This window comes from Lyngbya aestuarii BL J (genome assembly GCF_000478195.2).
GTDB lineage: Bacteria > Cyanobacteriota > Cyanobacteriia > Cyanobacteriales > Microcoleaceae > Capilliphycus > Capilliphycus aestuarii.
Genome location: NZ_AUZM01000001.1, coordinates 22,049 through 43,775 on the forward strand (window position 1 = coordinate 22,049; position 21,727 = coordinate 43,775).

19 protein-coding genes are annotated in these 21,727 nt (G+C 39.7%); 7 read left to right on the top strand and 12 right to left on the bottom strand.

Features of this window, described 5'->3' with window-relative positions; genetic code table 11:
• Positions 1-65: 65 nt before the first annotated feature.
• Positions 66-191, top strand: a complete 126-nt coding sequence (locus M595_RS32620; protein ID WP_023063979.1) for a hypothetical protein — start codon at positions 66-68, stop codon at positions 189-191.
• Positions 192-782: 591 nt separating this feature from the next.
• Here M595_RS32620 and M595_RS00100 read toward each other — a convergent pair.
• The 3 genes from M595_RS00100 to M595_RS32005 all read right to left on the bottom strand — a co-directional run bounded on the left by M595_RS00100 (position 783) and on the right by M595_RS32005 (position 2,939).
• Entirely contained in the window at positions 783-1,280 is a 498-nt protein-coding gene (locus M595_RS00100) for a 2TM domain-containing protein (RefSeq protein ID WP_023063849.1), read from the bottom strand.
• Positions 1,281-1,415: 135 nt separating this feature from the next.
• A complete protein-coding gene (locus M595_RS32000; RefSeq protein ID WP_023064065.1) occupies positions 1,416-2,393 on the bottom strand; it encodes a hypothetical protein in 978 nt (325 codons plus the stop codon).
• A gap of 105 nt (positions 2,394-2,498) precedes the next feature.
• Entirely contained in the window at positions 2,499-2,939 is a 441-nt protein-coding gene (locus M595_RS32005) for a PQQ-binding-like beta-propeller repeat protein (RefSeq protein ID WP_023063992.1), read from the bottom strand.
• Between the two features lie 305 nt (positions 2,940-3,244).
• On the opposite strand from M595_RS32005, the gene M595_RS00110 reads away from it, so the two are divergent.
• The gene (locus M595_RS00110) at positions 3,245-5,311 is read left to right on the top strand and encodes a thioredoxin domain-containing protein (RefSeq protein ID WP_023063972.1); all 2,067 of its coding nucleotides are present in this window, start codon (positions 3,245-3,247) and stop codon (positions 5,309-5,311) included.
• A 131-nt stretch (positions 5,312-5,442) separates the two neighbouring features.
• Here the strand turns inward: M595_RS00110 and M595_RS00115 are convergent, their stop codons facing one another.
• From M595_RS00115 to M595_RS00125, 3 genes are all read right to left on the bottom strand, one after another.
• Complete coding sequence (locus tag M595_RS00115) at positions 5,443-7,221, bottom strand: ABC transporter ATP-binding protein (protein WP_023063890.1); 1,779 nt, start codon at positions 7,219-7,221, stop codon at positions 5,443-5,445.
• A gap of 135 nt (positions 7,222-7,356) precedes the next feature.
• On the bottom strand, positions 7,357-8,493 hold the full coding sequence (locus M595_RS00120; RefSeq protein WP_040483351.1) for a glycosyltransferase family 2 protein: 1,137 nt from the start codon (positions 8,491-8,493) through the stop codon (positions 7,357-7,359).
• Positions 8,468-9,631, bottom strand: coding sequence for a glycosyltransferase family 2 protein (locus M595_RS00125; RefSeq protein WP_023064021.1), 1,164 nt, complete (start codon positions 9,629-9,631; stop codon positions 8,468-8,470). Before M595_RS00125 ends, M595_RS00120 begins: the two co-directional genes overlap by 26 nt.
• 516 nt (positions 9,632-10,147) lie before the next feature.
• Here M595_RS00125 and M595_RS00130 point away from each other — a divergent pair.
• Positions 10,148-11,170: an AI-2E family transporter gene (locus tag M595_RS00130; protein ID WP_023063966.1), complete on the top strand. Its 1,023-nt coding sequence runs from the start codon at positions 10,148-10,150 to the stop codon at positions 11,168-11,170.
• 4 nt (positions 11,171-11,174) lie between these two features.
• Here M595_RS00130 and M595_RS00135 read toward each other — a convergent pair whose 3' ends face one another.
• The 3 genes from M595_RS00135 to hslO all read right to left on the bottom strand — a co-directional run bounded on the left by M595_RS00135 (position 11,175) and on the right by hslO (position 15,018).
• Entirely contained in the window at positions 11,175-11,498 is a 324-nt protein-coding gene (locus M595_RS00135; RefSeq protein WP_023063983.1) for a hypothetical protein, read from the bottom strand.
• Positions 11,499-11,533: 35 nt separating this feature from the next.
• A complete protein-coding gene (locus M595_RS00140; RefSeq protein WP_023063974.1) occupies positions 11,534-13,831 on the bottom strand; it encodes a hypothetical protein in 2,298 nt (765 codons plus the stop codon).
• Between the two features lie 254 nt (positions 13,832-14,085).
• Positions 14,086-15,018, bottom strand: coding sequence for an Hsp33 family molecular chaperone HslO (hslO, locus tag M595_RS00145; RefSeq protein ID WP_023064041.1), 933 nt, complete (start codon positions 15,016-15,018; stop codon positions 14,086-14,088).
• 239 nt (positions 15,019-15,257) lie between these two features.
• Here hslO and M595_RS00150 point away from each other — a divergent pair, with 239 nt between their 5' ends.
• The 3 genes from M595_RS00150 to rlmN all read left to right on the top strand — a co-directional run bounded on the left by M595_RS00150 (position 15,258) and on the right by rlmN (position 18,435).
• Entirely contained in the window at positions 15,258-16,589 is a 1,332-nt protein-coding gene (locus M595_RS00150; RefSeq protein WP_023063885.1) for an RNA-guided endonuclease InsQ/TnpB family protein, read from the top strand.
• A 247-nt stretch (positions 16,590-16,836) separates the two neighbouring features.
• Positions 16,837-17,247, top strand: a complete 411-nt coding sequence (locus tag M595_RS00155) for a hypothetical protein (RefSeq protein WP_023063973.1) — start codon at positions 16,837-16,839, stop codon at positions 17,245-17,247.
• A 141-nt stretch (positions 17,248-17,388) separates the two neighbouring features.
• Positions 17,389-18,435: a dual-specificity RNA methyltransferase RlmN gene (gene rlmN, locus M595_RS00160; RefSeq protein WP_023063908.1), complete on the top strand. Its 1,047-nt coding sequence runs from the start codon at positions 17,389-17,391 to the stop codon at positions 18,433-18,435.
• 106 nt (positions 18,436-18,541) lie between these two features.
• Here rlmN and M595_RS00165 read toward each other — a convergent pair whose 3' ends face one another.
• Both M595_RS00165 and M595_RS00170 read right to left on the bottom strand, forming a co-directional pair.
• Entirely contained in the window at positions 18,542-18,781 is a 240-nt protein-coding gene (locus M595_RS00165; RefSeq protein WP_052001667.1) for a hypothetical protein, read from the bottom strand.
• Positions 18,782-19,167: 386 nt separating this feature from the next.
• Positions 19,168-20,037 carry a lysophospholipid acyltransferase family protein gene (locus tag M595_RS00170; protein WP_023064018.1) on the bottom strand — a complete coding sequence of 290 codons (870 nt, stop codon included), beginning with the start codon at positions 20,035-20,037 and terminating at the stop codon, positions 19,168-19,170.
• Between the two features lie 100 nt (positions 20,038-20,137).
• Between M595_RS00170 and M595_RS32950 the strand changes: the two genes are divergently transcribed.
• Positions 20,138-20,314: a CoA-binding protein gene (locus M595_RS32950; RefSeq protein WP_083492746.1), complete on the top strand. Its 177-nt coding sequence runs from the start codon at positions 20,138-20,140 to the stop codon at positions 20,312-20,314.
• On the opposite strand, the gene M595_RS00175 is transcribed toward M595_RS32950, so the two are convergent.
• Positions 20,302-21,711: a diguanylate cyclase domain-containing protein gene (locus tag M595_RS00175; protein WP_023063989.1), complete on the bottom strand. Its 1,410-nt coding sequence runs from the start codon at positions 21,709-21,711 to the stop codon at positions 20,302-20,304. The genes M595_RS32950 and M595_RS00175 overlap by 13 nt on opposite strands.
• Positions 21,712-21,727: the final 16 nt, after the last annotated feature.

Sequence of the window (21,727 nt, forward strand, 5' to 3'; positions counted from 1 at the left end):
ATTAGCAAGAGGCGCAAAATTGTAATCGGGGAAATCTAGATTTAGCATTTTGTTCTCACTGCGGTTTGATTAATTATGTTGCTTTTGTTCCAGACCGTTTAGAGTATACCCAATCTTATGAAAATGCTTTAGATTTTTCACCTCGTTTTCAAGACGATGCAAAGTCTTTGGCAATGCGTTTAATTGAATAACATCATCTCCAACACAAAACTATTCTAGAAATCGGGAGTGGAAAAGGAAAGTTTTTAATCTTACTCTCTGAACTCGGAAACAATCACGGAATTGGTTTTGATCTCAGTTATATTCTGTTCGCTGAACATCAACACACTCAAGATAAAGTTAAATTTATTCAGGACTATTATTGCGAACGCTATGCTGAGTCTCATAGACTTTTGGAAAAATCAACTGGAAACCTTGAAAAAAAAGTAACATTTTTAAACTTCCTAAAAATGCAAAATCTTATTGAATATATTGTTGATATTAATCCTCGTCAACAAGAAATATATGTTTTATACACCGGAAAAAAATTGTATTTTCAGAGTTTTTACAAGAGTATCAACTGGATGTTGTGATTGAAATAAACCCGATTAATCAAGATGAAATAAAAAAAATACTTGAAAATATGGGTTGACAAAACTGTGTATTATAAATAGGAGTTTAGGAGAGACTGAACAGTGACCAGTGTAGAGGCAATTCATAAATTACCCCTACCCGTTAACAGTAAAGAGATGACTAGAGACCGGGAAAAAAGCTGATAACTGATAACTGATAACTGTTCACTGTTATGATTGCCATCCTTTCAAAACTTTCTCAGCAATGGTACTAAATGATTGTCCCAGTTGCTTTTTCAATTTCCATCGACTAAAGGCTTTCTCGTATTCTTCCCCTTCAGTTTGATAAGTTCTCCAAGCACTTAACGCCAGGAATACACCCCAAACCAATAGAATTGATAACGCAAAACTAATTCCATGTGTTGTAACCAAATTGAGTAAAATCAAGAATGAACCGACAATTCCAAACTTCATCAAATCCTGTCTCAACTTCTGGCGACGCTGAACGTTAAAAACCAGTTTTTCCTGAGAGTCTTGCTTGAGAAGACACCATTCTTGTTCAGCTAATTCTAATTCACTCGGAGAAATACCCAACTCTATTGCAATTTCCATCAATTGAGGGCGAGTCAGTTCTCCGTTTTCATCTTTTTTAGCAAAAGCAATCTTGAGAATTTCCTGGGCGTCTTGTTGAATATAAGTTTGGGTAATCGAATTTTCGGATGTTTCCATAGTGAGTTTTCCATAGGCTTACTTCTCCTCATTTTAATCCTACCAAATCCTTTTGAGAACTGTGGGATAGATAGAGTGAGGATTTCTAGACTGTCAAGGGCGGATATTATTCATCTCATCTGGGTTAACAGAGGTTTAACTTCCCAGAGTGTACAACCAACCATCTCGCCCACAGATGATAATTTTATTATCCCAGACAACAGGCGTAGACTCAAAGGAAATTCCGGGTTTAAACCGCCCCGCTTGTTCGACTTTCAGGCGATAATATTCTCCTCTCGTATTTTCGAGGGCGTTGGAGTCATCGGGTTTGGCTTCTTCCCAATATAAATTAAACAGATAAACGCCACTATATCCAGCCGTTACTAATTTATAACCATCGGTAAAAATAGGTGTAGAAATTGAAGCCCCAATTCTTTGTTTAAAGACAATAATCGGTGTATCATAAGTTCGTTTCAGTAACGAGCCTTTTACTTTTTGAGTTGTAACCTTATCCTGAGAACCAATATAAAGATAACCATCTAAGGTATTTGTGGCAAATATCGCCGGAAAATTATCGGGGTTGTATTCATCATTCAAAGCCACTGAACCAATAATTCCACCTTTCCAACTTTTGAGATTTGTGTTTCCTGTCGGTAAAAACCATTCCACGCTGTCTTGAGGAGATTTTTCAGGATTAAGTTTAATCACGCCCCCTTTACCCGGAATATATTGTTTTTCAATAGCACAAAAGAGTTTATTCTCTTTAGAAATCACCACCGTTCCATCTAAATCTGAACCTGTATAAAAATCCCAGTTTATTTTACGTTCGTCGATACTAATTCCATAAATATGTCCAGATCCTGAAGCCAAGAAAATATTCTGATTGAGTCGAGAAGGAGAGGCTTCACTAACCAAATTTCCGCCTTGTCGTTTAGAATCAGAGGAAGTGTATAGTTGAACTTCTGAGAAAATTTTAGGTTGCAAAAAACCCGATTTTTTCTGATAATTTTTAGTGCTGGCATCTAGAAAATAACCGATTCCATTTTCTCCCGCATTAAAAATAATGCCATTGCCTAAATCTAAAGCAGAACTATCATTATCTCGGCTATAAGAAGCAGTTTTCCGAATATCCAATTTCCAGAGTTCTTGACCTGTTCTAAAAGAAATCGCTCGAAAACTGGGTGCAATTCCGTTTTTTGGTCTACCTGTACGACTGCCTTGTAAAATTACAATTTGATTTTATTCTGTTGCCGTTTCATCAAGATAAATACTTGAAGAACCTTTAATAACATCATCAAATTTATATCGCCAAACTTCTTCATTGGTTTCAAAATCAATTTTCCTGAGATAATGATCATAACTTCCAATGACCAAATATATTTTACCTTGATCCCGTGTAATCGTGGGTTGTCCTGTCCAACCTGCCCCACTCCAAACTTTCCGGGTACTACCCACATAAGTGACTCCTGTTCCTAATGGAAACTGATGAATAATATTTAAACCTTCAGGAATACCCCGACCATAAAACCGCCTCTGACTATTTCCTAAAAAAGTGGGAACTAACAAGTCTGTTCCTGATGTCAAATAACTAATAACTTTATTGAAATGATCGCTAACTTCTTGTTCGGTTAACTTACGGTTAAAAAGGTTAAAAAAAGCCGCAGGGAACAAGGCACTCATTAAAAACTGAGTAGAATATTTATGGAACTGTCGTCTCGATAGGTTCATACAGTCAATCGGTCAATTTTAAAAGCAATCCTCATTAAACCATAAATTGTTCTAAGGGGTAAAAAATAACGATTGAGGGACTTATGTGCTGAGAAACTAAGTTTATCATGGGTGTGCAACGACATAAATCTGAAAGTTCTTAATTGAGAAAGCGGGTTGATGCGTAAGTCCTGAAAATATCAGTTTCCTAGAGTTTTGGGGAGGTTTACGGTAAACTAGAAGACTAATAAGCGGACTCAATATGAGTAGGTGTTTTTATGACTAACCGTCTTGCCCAGTCCAAAAGTCTCTATCTTCGCAAACACGCGGAAAATCCCATCGACTGGTGGCCCTGGTGTGATGAAGCCCTGGAACAAGCCAAGAGTCAGGATAAACCCATTTTCCTCTCTATTGGCTATTCGAGTTGTCACTGGTGTACAGTGATGGAGGGTGAAGCGTTTTCGGATGAGGCAGTTGCTCAATACATGAATGAGCATTTTATTTCTATCAAAGTTGATCGTGAAGAACGACCCGAAATTGATAGTATCTATATGCAAGCGCTGCAAATGATGACAGGTCAAGGGGGTTGGCCGCTGAATATTTTCCTCTCCCCTGATGACTTGGTTCCTTTTGTCGGTGGTACTTATTTTCCGGTTCAACCTCGCTACGGACAACCGGGATTTTTAGAAGTTTTACGACGAGTTCGCGGATTTTATAATACCGAAAAAACTCGATTGCAAAATCTTAAACAAGAAGTTAGAAATGCTTTAGTTCAGTCTACAATATTACCTGCATCTCAACTCAGTCAAGGTTTATTACAACAAGGTTTAACCACAAATACAGCAGTTATTACTCGTAATGATTTCGGTGGGCCGCGTTTTCCGATGATTCCTTATGCGGATACGGCTTTACATGATATTCGCTTTGATTTGGAATCACCTTACGATAGTCAACAAGCCTGTACTCAACGGGGAACAGACCTGGCTTCTGGGGGAATTTATGACCATGTAGCCGGAGGTTTTCATCGATATACGGTTGACCCCACTTGGACAGTACCGCACTTTGAAAAAATGCTCTATGATAATGGGCAAATCGTCGAATATTTAGCCAATTTATGGAGTGCTGGAGTCACACAACCTGCTTTTGAACGGTCAATTTCAGGAACAGTGAGTTGGTTAAAACGAGAAATGACGGCACCAACGGGATATTTTTATGCGTCTCAAGATGCCGATAATTTTACGACTCCTGACGAGGTTGAACCGGAAGAAGGGGCGTTTTATGTGTGGAGTTGGCAAGAGTTAGAGGAGATTGTTTCACCGGAAGAATTCGGGGAACTTCAAGCCCAGTTTAGCATGACAAAGTCAGGAAATTTTGAAGGCAAAAATGTTTTACAACGCTGGAATTGTGATCAACTGAGTGAACAAATTGAATCAGCACTCGCCAAATTATTTGCTGTTCGTTATGGTTCCAAACCTCAAGATTTAGAAACGTTTCCTCCTGCTACTAATAATCAAGAAGCAAAGTCGAAAAATTGGTCAGGTCGGATTCCTCCGGTCACTGATACGAAAATGATTGTGGCGTGGAATAGTTTGATGATATCTGGTTTAGCACGGGCTGCAACGGTTTTCAAACAGCCTGAATATCTAAAAATTGCTACAACAGCCGCACAATTTATTTTAGAGAATCAATGGGTGGATGGACGACTACATCGGGTGAATTATGATGGAAATCCTGATGTTTTAGCCCAGTCTGAAGACTATGCGTTGTTGATTAAAGCGTTAATTGATTTGCATCAAGCCAGTTTAATCGAAGTTCGTTTTAAACCGTCTGAATATTGGTTTGAAAAAGCAGTTGAAGTTCAACAGGAATTTGATCAGTTTCTCTGGAGTGTTGAGTTAGGCGGGTATTACAATATTGGAACGGATACAGGTCAGGAATTATTAATGCGAGAACGGAGTTATACTGACAATGCTACCCCGGCGGCGAATGGAGTGGCGATGGCGAATTTAGTGCGGTTATTTTTACTGACTGAACAGTTAGACTATCTCGACAAAGCTGAACAAGGAATTCAAGCCTTTAGTAGTATTATGGAAAAGTCTCCCCAAGCTTGTCCGAGTTTGTTTGTGGCGTTAGATTGGTATCGGAATAATACTCTAGTTCGTAGCAGTTCAGAACAGATTAAAACCTTGAGTTCTCAACACTACCCGGTGACGATTTTCAGAGTGGATTCTAATCTTCCAGAAGGGTTTACTGGGTTAGTTTGTCAAGGGTTAAAATGTAAAAAACCCGCTCTAACTTTTGAGGAAATGCAGCAACAACTCCAAGAGAGTCAAACTCGTTCATAAGTCCTTGAACTCAATTTAAAGTTAATGGTGAAGTTAGGTATCAAGGAAAAAACTTCTATTCTTGGCTTTAGTTTGATCGAAAAAATGGGGTTTTGGTTGAATCATTGATCGGGATAATTGGGGGTAAGTTTTTAGCTGGGGGAATGATGATATTGCAGTCGATGAAGTTTGGCAAAAAGTCCGTTAAGCTGTAAAAGATGCTGGAGATTGCCTTGTTCAACAACTTGCCCTTGATCGAGTACAATGATTTGGTCTGCTTTTTCAATCGTAGACAAACGATGAGCAATCACAATCACAGTGCGGTTATGACTGAAAGTCTCCAATGCTTCTTGGATGAGATGTTCGGAAATCGTGTCGAGGGCGTTGGTGGCTTCATCAAGAATCAGAATTTCTGGGTTGCGAATAATAGCACGGGCTAAGGCAATTCGTTGTCGCTGACCGCCAGAGAGTCGAACACCGCGATCGCCAAGTTTGGTATCATAACACTCAGGCAGTTCTAGGATGAACTCATGGGCATTTGCCTGTATGGCGGCTGCAATAATTTCGTCTTCAGTAGCATCTAACCGACCATAAGCGATATTGTCTCTAACGGTATTACTAAAAATATAAACATCTTGACTAACAATTGCCATCCGACTACGCCAGGAGACTAAATCTAATTCTCGTAAGGGGAGATGATCAATGAAAATTTCTCCTTCTGTGACATCATAAAAACGACAAATTAGGTTAATTAAAGTCGATTTTCCAGCCCCAGAAGGCCCTACAAATGCAGTTGTTTTTCCACTAGGAATCGAAAGAGAAATATTGTTTAAAGCCGCTTTATCTTGACAATTGTAGTGAAAACTCACAGAGTCTAAAGAAATAGCTTGCTGTAAACCAGGAAAGGAAACAGAACCGGAGTGAATGTAGGGTTTGTCAGAAGGATCTAAAAAGTACATCACATCATCAACGGAACTACTTAACATTAGCAATTTGACGCGACTCCCCTGTAAGATTTGAACTTGAGGTTGGAGTCGGTAGAGGATTAAGAGAAAGGTTAACAAAGCAGGTAAAGTCGTCTGATCTCGCAACAATGCAACGACCATAATACTCAAGACGAGTAAAGCCGACAGCACTTCATAGAGAGGGCCAACAGACCAGGAAATTAGATCAAGTCTCATAAAAATATCACGGACTTGCTGAGAAGCGTGATCAAATTGTTGTTGTTCGTAGAGTTCTCGCCCAAACGCCCTAATTGTCCTCATTCCAGCTAACCCTTCATACATCCGCGATCCCAAATTTCCATTGACTTGTACCGCTTGTTGTCCGAGTGCTTTGGCTTTGCGAGTGACAAACTGGATGATCAGGGAAATTAAGATAACAATGACACCTACTAATAATGTTAATTGCCAGGACAATAATAGCAATAAAGTCACATAAACAAATGTGGTACAGCTACTAACAATTAGGTTAACAAATACTCCTAATGCTTCAATTGTTTGCCAAGTTTCTTTGGCTAATGTATTCAGGAGTTTACCGGAATCTTGAGTCTCTAAGTAGCTATAACTCAGACGAAGTAGTTGACTATAAATTTGAGATCGTAATCGATGATTTAAACGAGAGTTCAGCCAAGCTAGAAAAGCAGAATTAGCATAGGCAAGAGCATTTTTAAAAAGAATACTAATAAAGATAATAACAGGAATAATCGTAATGCGTTGGCTGGAGTGAAAAGAAGTTAAAAGTTGATTCAAAAAATCAATTAAATGATTTCCACTGATTGCCTGTTCAGAAGATGGGGATAAACTTTGTAAAAAGGGAATAAATAGGCTAATCCCAAATCCTTCTAACAGGGAAGATAGAATTCCTAAAGTTATAATAATGGGAATTGCCCAAGGATAAAACTTTATTAGTTTGGCTATTTTTTTGAACACTTTTTTAAATTAGTCTGAATGAATTAGAGTCGTATAAAACCAAAATAATAAGGCTACAGATTACGCCTGATGAAACAGGGAATAGACACTTATATACTTGTTATATTGCTTTCCCTGCTTTCTCTGTATTCCTATTTAGATAAATCTTGTACTATTAAGGTTAAATGTTAATCCCTTAAATCGTATTCTCTCATAGATATTTGAAGGAAGCAACTGACGAATTTTCATCCGATAATTCAGAGAATCTTTCGTAATGTGTTTAAATTTTAATTTTTGGGTTGTGTTTGATTTTTTATGATCATCATCAAATCGCGTATGATTCAAGCCTAGAATTTGATAAATAATGATTTTTACAAAATTTTTCAAAGTCAGTGTATAGAGGTCATAGCGTAGTAGAATCATCTTTGAATCAAAGTTTAAAGACTGATAAAGCCAGAAAAAAGCACCTTTAGGATTCTGGTTTCGGCTACTTTGATGCGCTAAATAAACATAAAAATTACCCTGAGACCACTGATACATAGTATCCGGAATTTCTGGATATTTTCTTTGAATCGTTTCTAAAACCAATTGATGAGATTTGGCCATAGCGTTGTAATTTCTAGACATACTGTTCGTGACTTGACGATAGCCAATTAAAAAATCTTTAACGACTCGTACCTGATAACATTCTGCTATCCGCAAATAAAGATCCCAATCTTCACAACCTTGTGCGTTTTGAACTCTGAGTTGAGGATCATAAGTTCCTACTTTTTCTAAACAGCTACGACGGATTAAAACTGCACTTGCATTCCCAATAAAGTTGCGATAAAGGAGTTCTTTATATATATCTCCTTCATATTCAAATCCATGAAATCCACCGATGAAAGTGTCATTTTCATCAATTTCGACTGACCACGCATAAACTAAACCAATTGAAGCCTCTATCTGAATACATTGTAGTTGCTTTTCGATATTCTGAGCAGACCAAATATCATCTGCATCAAGGGGGGCAATAAATTCACCTTTAGACTTTTCAATTGCTAAGTTTCGCGCTGCGGCTACCCCAGAATTAGGTTGTTGAAAGAGTGTCACTCGTTTGTCTTTTTCTGCAAATAATTGGACAATTTTAGCGGTTTGATCTTGGGAACCGTCATCAACAACTAAAACTTCAATATTTTTGTAGGTTTGAGCAAGAACAGAGGTTAAAGTTTTAGCGATAAAAGGCTCTGCATTATAAGCCGGAATAATCACTGATACGAGAGGTTGGTTAGGAGATATTTGAGATCTGTTCATGTCTGTTAAAATTTAGAGTTTGCCAGGTTTGAGGGGTTCCTAATAAGAGAGGAAGAATGTGATGTAAAATTTTCTCAGCAATTACTTTGATATTAGTATTGACTTGTTGCTGAGTCATCTCTTCAATTGTTTTGACAGGACGATTGGACTTAGGATAACTAGGTTTTAGTTTGATTAAAAATTGATTTTTGTTCGCGATTTTAGAGAGGATAGGCTGAGTCAGTATCATCAAAATACTTTTCAGGGGAAGAATATACAAACCTAACCGCAAAAAAGGTGTAATGCAATCGGTTTTTAAGGCTTTGTACACCCAAAATAGCGTACTCTGATGTTGACCAGTACGACTGCTAGCACTGGCGAGATACATATAAAAACTACTATTTGATAACTGCTGAATAATAGCAGGCATCTGGGGATATTTTTGGCTGATAGATTCCCAAATTAATTCCCGAGATTTTGCCATAGAAACGCAATCGCAAGACATACTATGAGAATGTTTACGATAGGCGACTAGAAATTCAGGAACAACTCTAAATTGATAGTGTTCAGCCATCCGCAAGTAAAGATCCCAATCTTCTCCCCCTTGACCATTTTGTTCTCGGAGTTTAGTATTGTAGCTTCCCGTTTTCTCTAAGCAAGAACGACGGATAAGAACACAACTTGCATTCGCAACAAAATCGTGACACAGTAAGGTAACATAGACATCTTCCTCAATTCTTGCTGCTCGAAATCCGCCTGTTAATACATCGTTTTCATCAATATCAACTGTCCAGGAATAAACTAATCCTACAGAGGGTTTAGACGTAAGAAAACACTGGACTTGCTTTTCAATATTTTGAGGATACCAAATATCATCTGCATCAATGGGCGCAATAAATTCTCCCTTTGATTGTTCAATTCCTAAATTTCGAGCGGCTGCAACGCCTAAATTGAGCTGTTGAAGTAGCGTAACTCGTTTGTCTTGTTGAGCAAATCTTTGTACAATTTCTGCCGTTTGGTCTTGGGAACCATCATCAACGACGATGACTTCGAGATTTGTGTAGGTTTGACAGAGGACGGACTCTAGAGTTCGACTAATAAACGCTTGCGCGTTGTAGGACGGGATAACAACGGAAACTAGGGGAAAATGATTGGACATTCGATTTTCATAACAAGTTTTTTAATGAAATAGTGCATCCTGGTTTTTGAAGCTTGTAGAACGTTTGGGTATCAGGTTCCACTGACAAGCCTGGCACATCAGGAAGAATGGATACTTCTTCTATCAAAAAAAACTGTTCTACAATTTCAGGTATAACATTGATTATTTTGATTGGGTAGAATCAGTCTGGGATTTTACAAACTTTTTATATAACTGATATAAATATGAATATGGATCGAGAGTTAGTTCTTTCTTCTCCGGTTCCTGAAACCCATAACATAGAGTTATAGGAGGGGAATAGAGGGGGAGATGATTTTGATTTGTTTTTGGGAGGATTGATTCAATATTTAGGACGGGTATCGTTTTATTAAATGAGTTGGGAAAAATTATTAATCTGAGAAAATAACCTAACCAGCCAGAGGAAAGACTACTATTTTCAGATTCAGTCAAAGTGCCATAGCTATAAATTTATGCTTAAATAAACTAGAGCAATTTTTAGTTAATTTTGTTAGATTAATGTCTAAACATCCTCAGTCAATGTGGCGACAGCTTAATACATCAACGCTTCTGCGTTTTTTATTACTATTTATTTGCGGTTGGGCAATCATTCAGTTGATTAATTACTTTTATTCTGTGATTGTAATTTTTACAATTTCGGGGACGTTGGCAGCTTTACTCAATTATCCAGTTCAAAAGGTTTCTCGTTATATTCACCGAGGTTTTGCAATCGCAATTGTCTGTACAACAGCTTTTGGATTATTAATAGGTTTAATTGCCGTTTTAGGAATAGAGGTTATTAATCAAGGACAAGGATTTGTGACCAGTTTACTTGATTTTGTTCAAGATTCTGATGTTAATCCAGTCGAAAATTTTTTAGATTCTATTAATATTGAAAAGATGATTCAAGCCTTACAAGCCGGACTTTTAACGGGTTTGGGTTTTGTTCAAGGTGCTTTTTCTAACTTTTTGAGTTTAATTTTTATTATTGTAATTTGTGTTTATATGCTGATTGATGGGATTAAGATTTGGTCAGCTTGCTTAAAAATAGTACCAATTCAAATTCGATATCGCTTTTCTTTAACGGTTCAAAAAAGTTTTATTGGTTTTTTTCGCGCTCAGTTTTTATTAGTGCTATTTTTATCAACTTCTGGGTTTATTGCTTTTAAAATTCTCGGAGTTCAATATGCTTTATTTCTCAGTATTATTTTAGGCTTAATTGATGTGATTCCAGGCGTTGGTGGAACATTATGTGTCATTATTGTGAGTTTATTAGTCTTTCTCTCTGAAGGAGTTTGGATGGCGATTAAAGTATTAATTGCCGCAACAATTGTACAGCAAATTCAAGATAACCTGATCTCTCCTAAATTGATGAAAGACAACTTAAATATTAACCCAGTGTTTCTTTTTTTTGCTTTATTTGTCGGCGAAAAAATTGCAGGTATTTTAGGAATATTTCTCTCAATTCCCATCGCTGGAATGCTGATTAGCTGGTTTAGTGAACCGAAAGATCAAGACATTCTCTTGGAAGAACATCAGTAACTTTTTATTCACTGGTTTCTTTTTGAGGACGGGAAAATAATGCTCGAAACCAACTCGCTTTACTGAGACTATTTCCCCAAATCACAATTCCTGTAATCAACATAAATAGCAACCCCAACCCATTTAAAAGAACATAAATCGGTTCGAGTTGCTTTCCGAGATATTCTCCCTCGTGAATCACCATTAAAAAGTGAACTTGATCTCTCGACAAACCGAACCAACTTTTTCCTAAACGATAAGCTACACCTGTCGTTGCAGTAATCAAAAACGGCAGAATAATAATCGGTGCGAGTTGGCGATGAAATTGACGAAGGCTACGGAGATTCATAGGATATCTGTTAACAAAATACTCTCATTCTGAGTTTATCGAATATCTGAGACTTTGTTAACGGTAATCGGTTTATTCAACTCTACAGAATCATTATAGGGTTGAGAAGGGGTTTGAGGTTGAAGGACTGGAGGTTGGGGTTCGGGTTGATAGGGTTGGCTATTGTAATCTTGATCACTATCATAATTATCGTACCCATCATTATAATTCCCATAGTCGTTGTAACCACTAGAACGAGGAGGTTCAGGTTCGCTTGGAGGTGGGTTTAGCCATTCTTCCCAAGTTTGAATTTGAGGTTGAGCAGCATTGTAGGCATTGGTACCGTAAGGAATTTTCTTCAACGTGGCGATCGCCGCAGGTAAATCATAAACCGACTCATCCAAACCAATTTCTAATATTTCCTGACTCCATTGACCAATTAAATTATCCGCCCGTCCTCGCCAAGAACTCGAAGGAGACACTTGAGAGGCTAATTGAATTGCTTTTACATAGCTTTCGACAGTACCACTGGCGGCGATATTTTCTGCATTTTGAACATTTTTAGTATCTTGAAGTTCAGCTTTCCATTCATCAACCTTCATTTTGGCTTCAGGATAAAGCACAATTCCGGGTTTAATTTGTTCAGCAACAGAAATCGCTCGGGCTAAATCTCCATCGGAAGCAATTTGAACGGCTCGATCTAAAATAGGTTGATATTCTAAACGTTGGCTTCGTTCTGTCCACTCAGAAATCCGATCTTGAGCTTCATCATAAAGCGCCCGTCCTTGGCCAATTTGTTTGGCTTGAGATATGGCTTCTTTGAGAGATTTTACATCTCCAAAACTGGCGAGTTGATCAGCATTTTCTAATAAAGGACGATCTTCAATTTCTTCAATTTTCTGAGTCCACCGAACCATCTGAACCTGTGCATCTTCGCCCCGAGGATTAGAGGTCGGAATACTTCTGAGTTCAGCAACCGCAGCTTTTAAGTCTTTGACGGCGCCTGAACGGGCTAATTTCCGAGCTTTTTCTAAAGTCGCAACATCAATAATTGCTTGTTGCCAGTTGCGAATATATTGTTGAGCTTTATTATGAAAAGGACGACCTCGGCTGATTTGTCGAGCTTGAGCGATCGCATCTTTCAAGCCTTCAGCCGTATCCAAAGACGCGGGAATATGAGCGCGAGACAAGACGATAAAATCTTCGATCTCTCGATCCAATTTTGCTCGTTTAGGGATTTGCTGCGCCATACTAATCGAACGTTGCCAATCTCCTGATTTTAAATTATCTTCTGCGAGTTTCAGAGCGATTTTGCTGTATTCTGTAATATCTTTGGTGGCGCGATCATACAGATAGCTTTCTGAGCCAATGACTTCCACTTCTTTGATCGCTGTCAGGATATTATCAAACCCTCCTTCTTCTGCCGTTCGACGGGCGGCTGCCAATTTTTTGCTTTCTTCTCGAACAATTTGCACAAAATCGGTGAGTTCTTGATATTTTGTCGTTTCCCAATATTGATTTCCGATATTCAGTAAACGACTGGCTTCCCGAAAAGCTAAATTCGTCTGTTCTTGGCGCAAATGATCTTCAGCTTTGCGATAAATTTCTTCAGCGTCTTTCCAGGTCAAATTCCATTCTTTAATCCGTTCTTCTACTTTCGCTAATGCGGGAGTATCTTTAGGAACTTGGCGAGCGCTGTTGATCGCTTTTTTGAGTTCACCTGCTTGATACAAGTTTTCACTCACGTCTAAAATATCCATCGACCATTGTTCAATCCGACGGTTAATTTCTGGACGCAAGGGGTGAGTTTTCGACAAACTATCGATCAATTCAATCGCTACCAACAAATCCGCCACCGTTTCTTTTTTGGCGGCGGTTTCTGCACAGTAAAGACGCAAGGAAGCCGAAGCAATTGGCCAGAAGATTTTCGGACAATTGGGTAACGACGGCGATCGCAATAGCATTGAACTGGCAAAATATCCGACTCCTCCTGGCGTGACAATCATCAACACCAACCACAAAGGCGTTAGCTTGAGTAACAACTTTCCCTTAGACGGTTTGGGTGTCGGGGGTGGCGGTGTCGGAATGGGTTCAGCCGGAGGAATCGTCAAAGTTGGCGGAATCACTTTTTGCGGAATCACTTTTTGCGGTTCGGGGTCTGGTTCGGGGTCTGGTTTTGGCGTTTGAGTTGATTTTTCCTCAACCCCCGACTCCAACAACGCCCGCAACTCCTTAAGTCGTTCAGCGCGACTTTTCCGCAGCGACGAGTGTTGTGCGGATAATTGAGGATCTTTTTCTGGTTGCGCGGATAATCGTTCTATCCAACGGCTTTGTTTGTTGTGCTTTTCACTCATAGGTACGCTAACCCAAAACAGCTCTCACCACACACACGCCTGACTCCCGACCCAACAGTAGAAGTCGGGGCGATCATCTACCGTAAGATGAAGGGGGAGAGAGGTTCAAGCTCAGAGTATAGCGGCCATTGGTAGACAACCGCTCTAACTCGATAATTCCGATGCTCTCTGACTCCCCCATCCTGGTTTGGCATGACCAGGGTTTTAAGTTTAATCTCGATCCGATCACAATATGCAACTTTATCAAGCTGCCATCAAAATAGGATCGATCTTTTCCGAATCTTAGGTGAATCGGTTCGCGATCGCAACTCCTCAATCAATTGAGAGAGATGATCACAATTGGCTTGATAGACTTCCCCGCAAAATTCACACGTAGCCTTGGCGCCGTTGTCTTTTTCGATCATGTCTTGCAGTTCCGCCTCTCCAAAGATTTTTAAAGCCCCCAAGAGCCGTTCAAAGGAACAGCTACAATCAAAACGGACAATTTGCGCGGTCGGTAGAATCTTTAAGCCCATGTCTCCTAACAAATGTTGGAAAATGTCGGGTAGAGTATGACGCTGACGTAGTAAGGGAGTAAACCCTGATAATTTTTCTACACGAGATTCTAGGGTCTTTACTAATTCTTCATCGGTTGCGGCTTTGGGCAGGACTTGTAGTAATATTCCTCCTGCGGCTTGGACGCCATCACTATCGACAAACACCCCCAAGACTAAAGCAGAAGGGGTTTGATCGGAGTTGAGAATATAGTAAGTTAAATCGTCGCCGATTTCACCGGAAATTAATTCCACGGTACTCGAATAAGGGTAGCCATAGCCTTCATCGCGCACCACATGAACAAACCCATTGTGACCAACAGCGTCCCCAACATCAAGTTTTCCTTTTGCCTTGAATCGAGGTTCGACATCAGGATTTTCGACATACCCTCGGACAGTACCATCTAACCCGGCATCAACGAAGATTCGACCGAGGGGGCCGTCTCCTTTGATTTGAATGTTGACTCTCGATTCCGGTTGCTTCATACTCGAAGCGAATAATAATCCTGCTGCCATTGTGCGACCTAGCGCGGCTGTCGCAACAGGGGAAAGTTGGTGGCGTTGTCTGGCCTCTTCGGTTAAGCGGGTAGTAATGACTCCCACCGCACGAATTCCATCGGACGCCGCCGTAGCGCGAATCAGTTGATCAGCCATGCTTACATTTCTTTACACTGCCTATTCTTCACTATTGTAGTTTTTTCTGAGGTCTTGGCTGAGGTCGAGTGCGATTGGCTCCGCCTGTGACGCAGCGCGCGTCAATCGCTTACCGAACAGCGATGATGAAAGCCCCTGTCGTTCACGCAGGGGATGAAACCGAGCAAGCGAGAGTGCGAGTCGGCTACTTTTAAGTAGCCAGTCCATAGTATAATGCACCCAACAAGGAGGTGAGCCGAATGTACGGATGCCAGCAAGTGCTTCTCAAACCAGATAAAGAACTATCCGCTATTTTAGAGTTTCTTTGCCGACAAGCACATAGTTTGACCAACATGGGCATCTACTATGCACGTCAACTCTACCTTAAAGCTAAACGCTACGTTGGAAAATACGACTTAGAAAAGCTGTACAAGAATAATCTCCACTACAAAGTTTTCCATTCCCAAGCAGCACAACAAATACTACGATCTGTATATGAGTCTTTTGTTTCCTACAAGAAGTTAGTCAAAGCCTATCGAGAAGGTGGGTTAGAAAATAAGCCGAGACTCCCTAAATACCGCAAGTTTGGAGGTCTGGCGTTAGTATCATATCCTGGTCAAGCTTTAAAATTAAGAGATGGGCAGATCCGAATACCGTTAGGCAAGCAAGTTAAGTGTTGGTTTGGACTAGATAGTTTCTATCTACCTATGCCAAGCAACATGAATTTAGCTAATGTTAAAGAACTTAGAATATTGCCAAGAAATAAATGTTTTTATGCGGAATTTGTCTACAAAAAAGAAATACAGGCTTCAGAAGTAGACAAACAAAATGTACTAGGTATCGACCCCGGATTAAATAATTGGCTAACTTGCGTTTCTAATGTTGGGATTAGTTTCATCATCGACGGCAAACATATTAAGTCAATGAATCGCTGGTATAACAAGCAAGTTTCGACAATTAAAGAAGGAAAGTCGCCAGGTTTTTGGAATAATAAACTAGCATTTATCACCGAAAAACGCAACAGACAAGTAAGAGACGGAATTAATAAAGCTGCTCGTCTTGTTATTAATTACTGCCTGAAAAATCAAATCGGTACAATAGTTTTTGGCTGGAACAAAGGTCACAAAAAAGAGATAGAAATCGGCCAGAAAAATAACTCTGAATTTGTTCCGATACCTACAGCGAGATTAAAAGACAGAATCGAACAACTTTGTTTAGAGTGCGGAATTCAGTTTATTGAAACTGAAGAAAGTTATACTAGCAAAGCTTCGTTTTTAGATGGCGACTATCTGCCTAAATACGGTGAGAAACCCGAAGATTGGAAACCGTCAGGAAAAAGAACGAAGCGTGGCTTGTACCGAGTATGTAGCAAGTGGTGGTATATCAACGCAGACTGCAATGGTGCTGCAAATATACTCAGAAAAGTAAGCAGAATGCTAGGGCTTGACCTTAGCCGACTGTCTAGGGGCGTTTTGACTCGTCCCCACAGGATAAAACTGTGGTCAGCTAATAAGATAAAAACGTGGAAGGACTCGGCTTCAGCCAGTCCTGAAACAACCTTATTAGAATCCCCTAGCGAAGCGTTGCTTTAGCAAGGGGAGAAGTCAACATATAAGGCAGTGATTTAGTGTTTTCAGTAAAAAGCTATCAATCCCATTTGAACTCCTGTACGGGTAATTCCTCAATTATCCTGACCAACGGTCCGTGCCGTCTCCGTCGTTTTACGGTGAACCAGTGCGGTAAGCGCGGTTACGCCTGCGTGGAGCAACTGGTGAACCCGAAGGGCGGAGTAATCTGTGACTACACTCCTGAACTTCTGACTAACAACTTTAAAAGACTATGCTGGGTACTTTTCAACAAAGCAATCTTCGTATTGAAGTCGAAGCGTCAGAAGTGGCGATTCGCGAGAGTTTATTGCGTCCAAGTCAGCTTCAAAAATGGTTATGGCCTCAACAGTTTTCACCCGGACTTCCGGAACAGTTTCAAACGGGGATGAGGTTTACCAGTTCTATCGGGCCTGTTACCATTCAGCATTATGTGGATGTGGCAGAGTCGAACTGTCTTCGTTTTCTGTTGAGTCAGGGAATAGATGGTTTTCACGAATGGTATTGGGGTGAGGGTTGGATTCAGTCCCGACTTGAAGGAATTTCTGTGATTCCGTTGAATTTAGGTCAAACGATTAATTTAGTGCGATTAAAAGATTTTTTGAGTCATCAAAAAAAGGTTGTGACTAATTCGCCTGCATCTTGAATACTGAGTTGGGCGGGTTTATTTAGCGGGTTTATTGAGGTGATCTGTTCGTCTCAAAATTTGTTAGACAGCCCGCCCCGACAGTGGGGTTGTTATTTTGTGTTATTATTTCTATAAATTTGATTTTTATAATCACTTTCTATGTTAACAATTGAATCCTCTCAAGCCCCTTTATTGGGATTATCTTTAGACGAATTAACCACTTGGGTTCAAGAACGAGGACAACCCTCCTATCGCGGTAAACAACTCTATCAATGGATTTATCAGAAGGGAAGTAAATCTCTAGGCGAAATTACAGTTTTTCCGAAACAATGGCGAGAAACTGTGGCTAATGTTTCTATTGGTCGTTCTACAATTCATTATCGGTCAGTTGCACCGGATAAAACGGTTAAATATCTGTTAAAGTTAGCGGATAATAATATCATTGAAACCGTTGGAATTCCCACCGAAAAGCGCCTCACCGTTTGCGTTTCCTCTCAAGTGGGTTGTCCGATGGCCTGTGATTTTTGTGCGACGGGAAAAGGGGGATTTGTTCGCAATTTAGAAACCCATGAAATTATCGATCAAGTGTTAACGGTTCAAGAAGATTTTGGGCGACGAGTTAGCCATATTGTATTTATGGGAATGGGAGAACCCCTGCTGAATACAAAAAATGTCGTTGCTGCGATTAAATCTCTTAATCAAGATGTAGGTATCGGACAGCGAATGATCACGGTTTCAACTGTAGGAATTCCCCAACAAATTCGTGATTTTGCGGGCTATCAACTTCAAGTTACTCTGGCAGTCAGTTTACACGCTTCTAACCAAAAGCTACGAGAAAAGTTAATTCCTAGTGCTGACCATTATCCCCTCGAAAAACTGATTGCAGATTGTCGAGAATATGTCAATAAAACCGGAAGACGAGTCAGTTTTGAATATATTCTTCTGGCGGGTTTTAATGATAAACCGGAACACGCGATTGAACTAGCAACTCATCTACGCGGCTTTCAAAGCCATGTGAACTTAATTCCTTATAATCCTATTTCTGAAGTGGATTATCAGCGTCCGACTTCACCACAAATTAATACCTTTATGAAAGCGTTAAAAGAGCGACATATTGCGGTAAGTGTGCGGTATTCTCGCGGTTTAGAAGCGGATGCAGCTTGTGGACAGTTACGGGCTTCTCAAGTCAATGCTTCTCAAAATTAGCAAACACTTTGACTCTTTTCTAAGGATATTTTTCTCTTGTTGAAAACCTTAGTATTGAGATGAAGTTAAAGGAGAGTTAACCCCTCCTTATTTTAGCTTCTAAAGGCTACTTCACATCAAAAACAACAGATTTAACAGACTGTAAATTACTGGCATAAAGACCGGGTGCTTGCGCTTCGATCACATTTCCCGTTTGCGGACAAGTTACCATCAAATAGTCACAGACTCCGCATTCAGTTTGAGTGCGATCGCTGTAGTGCCAACGTTCGGCTAATGCACCACAATTAGGACAGTGAACTGCTTGTTTTGTTACCGTTTGAATGGATTTTTGTGTTGTAGTCGTCATTTTAAACACCGATTGTGTAATTGAGTAAAGGTTTTAAAGTGAGGTTCAATTTATTCCCGAATTTAGACTGTGGGGATGTAAACCGATAGGAATCTCTATCATTCCGACAATTCTAGAGTCATAGAAAAGCAGGATAAATCTTTTTCTACTTATCCATATAGCTTCTCATCTACGACATCCCCTACAAATCCTTCTTTCGGCATATTTCATTGATCCCCTACGATAAATTCTGTATATTTTACTGATTTAATAGAGCATCTTATCACAGTTTTCTCTAAAAAAAAGCAAATATTTTTATGAAGATAGTTTAAAGCTCCTTCTCAAAAATACTTAAAAAAAGTTTAACAAATCACACAAAAAGCGCTACCAAGATTAATTTAATATCATTAGCGGTTTTGTGCCTCAACTGATGCCACTAAAGCGTCAAGTTCTTGCTGCATTTGCGTTTTAACCTGTTGATAACAAACATCAACATAATCGTGATCTAGAGAGGCTTCCCGGCCATAGCGTTCAAAGTGAATGGGCGCACAAACCCGGGTATAAATTTGAGCAGGTAGAGGAAAATTCGGCAACGGCCCGATGCTAATTCCCCAAGGAAGACCCAGATAAATCGGAAAAACTTCAGGGTCAATATCCATTAACCAAGGCATTCCCCAATCATGCAATTGTTTGACAATTTTGTAACAATCTGTTAAAACAATTAAAGTATCGTGAGCGCCCCAAGAAATTACAGGAACAATTGGAACTTCCTCTCGTAAAGCCAGTTTGATAAAGCCTTTACGTCCAGCAAAATAAATTTGATTTCGCATAGAATGGGGACGAAAAACATCTTCGCCCCCCCCTGGATAAACCGCCACTGCTGCATTGCGTTTAAAAGCGGCGATCGCCATTCGTGGATGGGCAACCACAGCACCACATTTGATCGCCTGACTCGCCACTGAAGGGGCGACTTTCCACATATTCGGGTGCATCAACCCATAAAGTAAGCGATCGCTGCCAAACCGCCGAAACCAGTCATACAGACACATATGTGTATCGGGTGAGGCTAAACCGCCATTGTGAGAACCGACGAGCAAAATTTTTCCTTCAGAGGGGATATGATGCCAACCATCGGTTTGAACTCGAAAATAGTAGCGATAAAACCATTCCCAAAAGGGCATTAAAGCGTTAATATAATCGGGATCGCGTTCATCTAAAGACCAACCATCATAGCGAGAACGAGAATCAGACGGACTGGAATAGGCAAAATCTGACACGGGAGTTAAGAAATGTAAACATTAGCCAATCCTAAGATAATCTAGTTGTTCCGCAAATGGCAATCAATAGAGATAAATTAAAGATTGATTTTGATCTGAAATAGTCTCAGAAGCGATCGCAGTTCCAGCAAAAACGGTTTGGGGACAATTGGGAGTTATTGATAAAACCGTAACTGAAATTGCCGATAATTCTGGTTTAAATCTGATTATAGATCGCTGGATGAAAGTTGAGTATAGACGCCTGAATGTAGAGCATTTTCGCTCTCAAGCTAATTGAGGTTCTGGGTGTAAAGAATAGGTATCTCGTCCGCGTTGTTTCGCTTGAGATAAAGCTCTAATTGCAGCACTCATTAAGGCTTCTGCGGGACAAGATTCTGAACTGGGAACAATACTAGAAACCCCTAAACTTAAGGTAATAAATTCACTAACATTGGATTGACTATGAGGAATTTGGAGTTGTTGAATGAAAGAACAAATTGTTTCAGCGACTTGTGAAGCTTCTGAGGAATTTGTATAGGGAAGAACGACTGCAAATTCTTCACCCCCATATCGAGCAACAAGATCCGCCGGGCTACGAGTGGTTTGTAAAAGGGCTTGAGCAATGACTTTTAAACAGTCATTTCCAGCTTCGTAACCGTAAGTATCATTGTAGTGTTTAAAGTAGTCAACATCGCATAAGATAAAGGATAAAGGAGCTTGTTCACGTCCGAGTTTTCCCCATTGTTGACCTAGATATTCTTCAAAGCGCCGACGGTTGGCAATTTGGGTTAAATCATCAATCGTTGTAATCCGTTCTAACTCCTCAGTTGCGCGTTGAACAACAGCTTTAGCTTGTTTGCGATCGGTGATATCATTGGGAATAGTGAGTAGATAATCTTGTCCGTCATATTCCAAGATTTCTGCTGATAAGAGTATGGTTCTAATTGTTCCTAATTTAGTTCTATAATTAAATTCTTGATTGCGAATTGTTCCTTCTGATTGTAATTGTTGAACCACTCGTTGTCGATCATCTGGGTTCACCCAAAAGTCTAAGTCATCGGCTGTTTTTCCCATGATTTCATCAAAACTATAACCCGTTAAACGACAAAAGCTTTCATTCACTTCGATATAGCGTCCTTCTGCGAGGGTGCTGATCGTCAGAGGATGTGGACTACAGCGAAAGGCTTTAGAAAACTTTTCTTCAGAGAGTCTAAAAGCGGATTCTGCGAGTTTTCGATAGCGAATTTCTTCTTGTAAAAGCTGATTTTTTTCTTCAAGTAGGTGATTTTGTTGTTCGAGTTGTTTGGTGAGACTGCGTAATTTTAGGTGAACATTAACTCGGGCGATCGCTTCTTCGTGTTGTAGAGGTTTTGTAATATAGTCAACCGCACCCAAAGTAAACCCTTTAAGTTTATCTACGGGATCAGTTAAAGCTGTCATAAAAATTACGGGAATATCTTTTGTTGCGTCTAAAGCTTTAATGCGGCGACAGGTTTCAAACCCATCAACTCCAGGCATCATCACATCTAACAAAATTAAATCGGGCTTAATTTTTTCGAGTTTGTGGAGACAGCTTTCACCATCTTTTGCAATTAAAACTTTAAATCCAAAATCTTTTAGAAAATCAGATAATACTTTAATATTTGTGGGATTGTCATCAACAATCAAAATGAGTTCTTGTTGCCTGTTTTCCATGATAACTAACTCCTCT

Coding starts and splice junctions, on each gene's coding strand:
- M595_RS00110 (WP_023063972.1), top strand. CDS start 3,245: ATGACTAACCGTCTTGCCCAGTCCAAAAGTCTCTATCTTCGCAAACAC.
- rlmN (WP_023063908.1), top strand. CDS start 17,389: ATGTTAACAATTGAATCCTCTCAAGCCCCTTTATTGGGATTATCTTTA.
- M595_RS00130 (WP_023063966.1), top strand. CDS start 10,148: ATGTCTAAACATCCTCAGTCAATGTGGCGACAGCTTAATACATCAACG.
- M595_RS00100 (WP_023063849.1), bottom strand. CDS start 1,280: ATGGAAACATCCGAAAATTCGATTACCCAAACTTATATTCAACAAGAC.
- hslO (WP_023064041.1), bottom strand. CDS start 15,018: ATGGCTGATCAACTGATTCGCGCTACGGCGGCGTCCGATGGAATTCGT.
- M595_RS00135 (WP_023063983.1), bottom strand. CDS start 11,498: ATGAATCTCCGTAGCCTTCGTCAATTTCATCGCCAACTCGCACCGATT.
- M595_RS00155 (WP_023063973.1), top strand. CDS start 16,837: ATGCTGGGTACTTTTCAACAAAGCAATCTTCGTATTGAAGTCGAAGCG.
- M595_RS00125 (WP_023064021.1), bottom strand. CDS start 9,631: ATGTCCAATCATTTTCCCCTAGTTTCCGTTGTTATCCCGTCCTACAAC.
- M595_RS00175 (WP_023063989.1), bottom strand. CDS start 21,711: ATGGAAAACAGGCAACAAGAACTCATTTTGATTGTTGATGACAATCCC.
- M595_RS00140 (WP_023063974.1), bottom strand. CDS start 13,831: ATGAGTGAAAAGCACAACAAACAAAGCCGTTGGATAGAACGATTATCC.
- M595_RS32005 (WP_023063992.1), bottom strand. CDS start 2,939: ATGAGTGCCTTGTTCCCTGCGGCTTTTTTTAACCTTTTTAACCGTAAG.
- M595_RS00120 (WP_040483351.1), bottom strand. CDS start 8,493: ATGAACAGATCTCAAATATCTCCTAACCAACCTCTCGTATCAGTGATT.
- M595_RS00165 (WP_052001667.1), bottom strand. CDS start 18,781: ATGACGACTACAACACAAAAATCCATTCAAACGGTAACAAAACAAGCA.
- M595_RS00150 (WP_023063885.1), top strand. CDS start 15,258: ATGTACGGATGCCAGCAAGTGCTTCTCAAACCAGATAAAGAACTATCC.